Annotated in this window: 5 protein-coding genes; all 5 read left to right on the top strand. The window is 34.9% G+C overall.

Annotation, left to right across the window (positions count from 1 at the left end; genetic code table 11):
- Positions 1 to 229: 229 nt before the first annotated feature.
- Positions 230 to 895 carry a WxL domain-containing protein gene (locus KQI94_RS15455; protein ID WP_002366498.1) on the top strand — a complete coding sequence of 222 codons (666 nt, stop codon included), beginning with the start codon at positions 230 to 232 and terminating at the stop codon, positions 893 to 895.
- Positions 882 to 1,910 carry a DUF916 and DUF3324 domain-containing protein gene (locus tag KQI94_RS15450; RefSeq protein WP_002390112.1) on the top strand — a complete coding sequence of 343 codons (1,029 nt, stop codon included), beginning with the start codon at positions 882 to 884 and terminating at the stop codon, positions 1,908 to 1,910. The genes KQI94_RS15455 and KQI94_RS15450 overlap by 14 nt, the downstream gene beginning before the upstream one ends.
- Positions 1,911 to 1,926: 16 nt before the next feature.
- Positions 1,927 to 2,271, top strand: coding sequence for an LPXTG cell wall anchor domain-containing protein (locus KQI94_RS15445; protein WP_002366500.1), 345 nt, complete (start codon positions 1,927 to 1,929; stop codon positions 2,269 to 2,271).
- Positions 2,264 to 4,375, top strand: coding sequence for a MucBP domain-containing protein (locus KQI94_RS15440; protein ID WP_002390114.1), 2,112 nt, complete (start codon positions 2,264 to 2,266; stop codon positions 4,373 to 4,375). Before KQI94_RS15445 ends, KQI94_RS15440 begins: the two co-directional genes overlap by 8 nt.
- A gap of 187 nt (positions 4,376 to 4,562) precedes the next feature.
- Positions 4,563 to 5,118: helix-turn-helix domain-containing protein (locus KQI94_RS16855; RefSeq protein WP_216454592.1), on the top strand; the 556-nt coding region annotated here is incomplete at its 3' end.

Raw genomic sequence — 5,118 nt, 5'->3', positions numbered from 1 at the left:
TTATTAATACAGCGGCTTTAGAAGCGGTGAAACAAGAACGTTAATAAAACAAGACAAGAACGATGCTGAAAAATAGTATCGTTCTTTTTGTATATTTTCAAAAAAATAACAACGCACTTTTACTTTTTTTCTAAAACAAAGAATTTTTTTACTCTTACTAAAATTTCAAAATGATGTAAAAATAAAAGCAGGTCGCAAGTGACCAAGAAATTTTAGGAGGAATTTTAGAATGAAAAAACAAATTTTAGCAAGTGTTGCATTAAGTGCATTAACATTAAGTATTGCAGGACAAGCAGTTTATGCAAATGAAGCAAACTTACAAGACACGCAAGCTGATGTAACTTTAAAAGCAGGTTCTGGGAAAGATGTCAAACCTGTCGTTGATCCAACAGGCGATACAGATGAAGATCCAGCTACGGGCGCAGAAGGCGCGTTATCAATCCCGTACGCTTCAAGTATTAGCTTTGGTGAACAAGAAATCCAACAAGGGGATGCCACTTACTTTGCACAAAATGAAAAACCATTTGTCCAAGTTAATGATACTCGTGGAGGTGCAGAAGGCTGGGCATTATCCGCATCCATATCAGAATTTAAAGGTGTAACAAATCAAAACGTTTTAAAAGGTGCACAATTAACCTTGGCAAATGGTCAAGTAACTACAGAAAGTAACCAATCAGAAGCACCAACAATTGCATCAAATAGTTTAACACTAAATGATTCACTACAACCAGTAATGTCAGCTGAAAAAGGCAAAGGTGCAGGCGCCTGGGCTGCCTTATTCCAAGGGGAAAAAGGTAAAAATGAAAATGTAAAACTTTTTGTACCACGTGCAGGTGTTGAAGCACAAGCCTACACAGCAACGATTACATGGGGTTTATCTGATGCGCCAGCGTAAGACTTTAAAAAGATGGGGAACTTTTATTCCCATCTTTTTTCTTAGTTTAGTTAGCTGGTTGGTTCTGTGGTCTGCACCGGCTTCTGCTGAGGAAAATCAGATTAATTTTGAAGCAGAAGCTATTTTACCAGAAAACCAGCAATCTTCCGTCAGTTATTACGATTTGAAAGTCTCCCCTGGAAGCACACAAGAGTTTAAATTACGCTTGAAAAATGTAAGTGATCAACCGATTAAAGTGCGTGTCGATGCAAATAATGGGCTGACCAATAAAAATGGCGCTTTAGACTATTCGCAACATGGAAAAAAATTATTAGGTAGTCCTACATTTGAAGAATTGATTTCGCCGTCACAAACAGTCGAATTACAAGGAAAAGAAACAAAAGAAGTTTCATTTCAATTAAATGTCCCTAAAAATGGTTTTGAAGGAACGATTTTAGGTGGATTTTATTGTTATGAATTAACAGATGGAAAAGAGAAGGAAATAAAAGGATTTAGTTTAACGAATAAATTTGCTTACACAATCGGAGCAAAACTTGTTGTTGAAAATAAAAAAATGGAACCAGCATTTCAGTTAACAAAGGTGAAACCAGGTTTAGAAAATGGTTATTTAACACTGTTCGCGACAATTGAAAATCCAGAACCAGTTTTAATGAGCCAATTGAAAATGAACGCCTTTGTTACTAAAAAAGGAAAAAGTGAGAAAATTCGTGAGTTATCAAAACAAATTTCTGTGGCACCACGTAGTCAATTTGAACTTCCAATTAGTTGGAATGATGAAGCCTTAAAAAAAGGTTTATATGAGTTGACGATTCAGTTGGAAGATCAAAACAGTAAAAAGTGGACATTGAAAAAAGCGTTTGAAATTAAAGGTGAAGATGAAAAATTGAATGAGGAGGCAGTCAAAATCACCCGACCTGCTTCGAATATTCTTCTGTATTTTGTGATAGGAAGCTGTATCTTAATTATTTTGGCGTTATTTATTTATATTTTAAAACTACGCCAAAATAAATCATAAATAGGGAGGCTTTAAAATGAAAAAAAGAAGTGGGTATCTTGTGTTCATGCTAGCACTCTTTTTTTTAGCAAGTGCTAATAGTGTACATGCGCAGCAAGTAGATTCCGAAGTAGGCATAACATTTTATCAGAAAAATTATAAGGATCAGGTAGTGCCTTTTGAAAAAATAACCCCAGTTAATGAAGCCAAACAACCCAATCGAGAAACGATTAACTCTGATAAAGGATTAATCAATCAACTTTTACCCAATACGGGAGAAAAACAGCAATTGGAATTACTAACTATCGGTTTACTTCTTATAAGCATCATCCTGTTTGTAGTGGCTCGAAGACGAAAGAAAGGATGGAAAGCAGATGAATAAGATTGCTAAAACCTCATTCGTTTTTATAATCACGTTGATTGGGTTTGCTTTAGGACCGCAAATTGGTGAAGCAACTGAGTTAGTCAAGAAAATTTCAAATAACACAAAATTGTCTGATTATGGTTACTTTAAGGCCTTGCCAGGTGTCTATACACCGACTTCCCATACTTTTGTTATGCAATCAGGGGCAGAAACAGAAGTTATTCCACTTGAAGGCAATGCGAACAGTAGTCAATTGACAGTTGATGAAAATTCTCCTATAGGTAGTGCCATGATTCGTAATGTGGGGTGGTATCAAGGCAAAAAAGTCAGCGTTAAAGTTTCAATATTGAAAAATTTACCAAGTCGTGCGGGGGGAACAATCTTTTTTGAAAAAGAGCGTTTCTTAACACTATCTCTCCTTGGAGATGTAAAAGTGACGTATGAATTTTTTGACGAAGAAAACCAACCAATACAATTAAAAACCTCTTTTAATACGTATGATTTAAGTAAAAAATACTATTTTGGTATATATTTCCCTTTGGAATTACTATATGCGAGCAAACCGACGAATAACTTTTCTAGAACATGGAATGATGAAAGTGGTGGTTATTGGGTAACTTATCATAACGAAACGGAAACCGATGCCATCAATAGTCAAAAGCAACAGCTACAAATTTTAACTCGACCAAAAGAAAAATTAACCTTTATTTATCGAAATTGGAATAACAATCAGCCATTAGAAATTCCTTATCGTACAGACTTTGTGGCAAAACCTGAGTTTGGCGGGGCCTTAGCAAATTCTTTAACGTTAGAGAAGCCGCAACCTGTTAGTGAATTAAAGGCCCAACAAATCATGCCGAATGTTGCAGAGGATCGTAAATTAAGTAATTTAGAAGTACGTTTTAACTTAACAAGTCTCTTGCAATCACAGCAATACGAGCCAGGTAATATCAACATTCAAAACTTTAATGGTGAAGATGTAACGGCTTTGTTCTCACAAGAGATGCAAGGCGAAGAATTAGTATTGACTGCCTTACAACCACAAGATAGCCGGTTAACTGCCACGACTTTACTTTATACAGTCGCCGTGAAATGGCGTGAAGATGCCCCAGCAGTCGATAATCGTTTCATTGATACAGAAGGAAATCTGACATTACCTTATACAATCCAAACAAAGGCCACCAATAGAGATAAAGTGTTTAATCAAGCGACCGAAGGCATATTGAAAGTGAATTATAACAGCAAAGTGAATCTTCTTTTTGTCGACGAAAATAATCAACCATTGAAAGAGCCAATGAGTCAGCCAGGTATTTTAACACAAGCATTTGATGTATCATCTGAGTATCCTGAAATCCCTGGATATTATCCAGTTAAAAATCCAGTGGAACAAGATCAAGGAACGTTTAAACAAGAAGAACAAATAATCGTTCATCGGTATCGTAAAAATTTGGAATTTCAATTGAAAAATTCAGGAGAGGTAATACCGGTTTCTCGCTTTACTAAAGAAGCTGAGGTGGCGTATTCTTTAAAACACGAAGCAGGAAAAACGATTCGCGTAATGGCACGTTTCGGTGGAGAGGAACAATTAGTAAAAGAGTATCCAACAGCACCAGAGACTGTTGACGATCAAGTGAAAATGAAGATACCAGATAATTGGCTTGACCAAGAAGTTGAATTTTACGCAATGAATGAAACTGGACAAGTTTCAAATAATGAAAAAAAGATAGTCAGTCTGGAAAAGGGGCCGCAATTAAAATTACCTGACGTTCTTTCTTTTGGACAACTAGAAATCCCTGTAAAAGATAGCTATGTCAAGTTGCCACAAGAAGCAGAACTGGCTATCACTGATGAAAGCCAGTTGGATAAAAGTCAATGGAAAGTCAAAGTTAAAATGCAACAAATGATGAAAAATCAAAATAATCAAACATTGTCAAAAGGTTTAAGCTTTATTAAAGAGGGCAAACGGACACCGATTAATGACGTCGAACAAACTATTGCTAGTGGCAGTGGAAGTCAAATGTTGAATTTAGCAAATACACTTGAATTAACTTTAGTTCCAAGCGATGTCGCGGGTAGCTATCAAGGTCAATTAGTTTGGAACTTAGAAGATGCCCCTATTTAAAGCTAGATAAAATTTCCGTTAAACATGACTTAATAATTGAATCAATTGAAATCAAGCACAGGTGCTAAGGAACTTCTTTAGCACCTGTTTTTTTGGGGGCAAAAATTTACCTCTTGCAAAAAGAAAGTCGTATAATTAATATGACTAAGTTATTTATAAAAATTTAGAAATACAGGAGGTTGATAAAGTGCATACATTTTTAACGAAATCTTCTCAAAAGAAAATTCGTCTATTTAACTATCTCTTAGAAAAAAACAAGTGGCGAACCATTGCAGATTTAAAAGACTTACTGAATGTTTCTTCAAAATCTATTCTATTGTATGTAGAAGAATTATCAGACATTTTTAAACAATTTAATGGGAAAATTGTACTGAAAAATGAAAATAATCAACGATTTTATATGTATAAAGATGCTAATTTTCCTATCTATAATGTTTACTTGCATTACTATCGTCAATCTTATAATTTCAATTTGATTGATTATATGTACAAATACCCAGACAGAAATTTAGAAGACTATGCAGATGCGCAATTTACAAGTGTTTCGACTGTTTTTCGGTATGCCAAATTATTAGTAAAATATTTTAAAAGATATCAAATGACCTTTCATACGTTCTCTTTAGAACTAGAGAATCAAGAAAGCATGAGTCGTTCTTTTTATTATTATTTTTATTGGCAATCTTCACGTACAGGTGACTGGCCATTCACGATTTCTGAAAAGTTGATTGAACAATATATTGAAC

The organism is Enterococcus sp. S183_ASV_20 (assembly GCF_018919685.1).
Taxonomy (GTDB): domain Bacteria; phylum Bacillota; class Bacilli; order Lactobacillales; family Enterococcaceae; genus Enterococcus; species Enterococcus faecalis.
Note: the sequence above shows the minus strand (reverse complement) of the source record. Positions and strands in the feature narration are given on the sequence as shown.

What these genes read in the sequence shown, in the direction of transcription:
- KQI94_RS15455 (WP_002366498.1), top strand. Translation starts at nt 230, where the DNA reads ATGAAAAAACAAATTTTAGCAAGTGTTGCATTAAGTGCATTAACATTA.
- KQI94_RS15450 (WP_002390112.1), top strand. Translation starts at nt 882, where the DNA reads ATGCGCCAGCGTAAGACTTTAAAAAGATGGGGAACTTTTATTCCCATC.
- KQI94_RS15445 (WP_002366500.1), top strand. Translation starts at nt 1,927, where the DNA reads ATGAAAAAAAGAAGTGGGTATCTTGTGTTCATGCTAGCACTCTTTTTT.
- KQI94_RS15440 (WP_002390114.1), top strand. Translation starts at nt 2,264, where the DNA reads ATGAATAAGATTGCTAAAACCTCATTCGTTTTTATAATCACGTTGATT.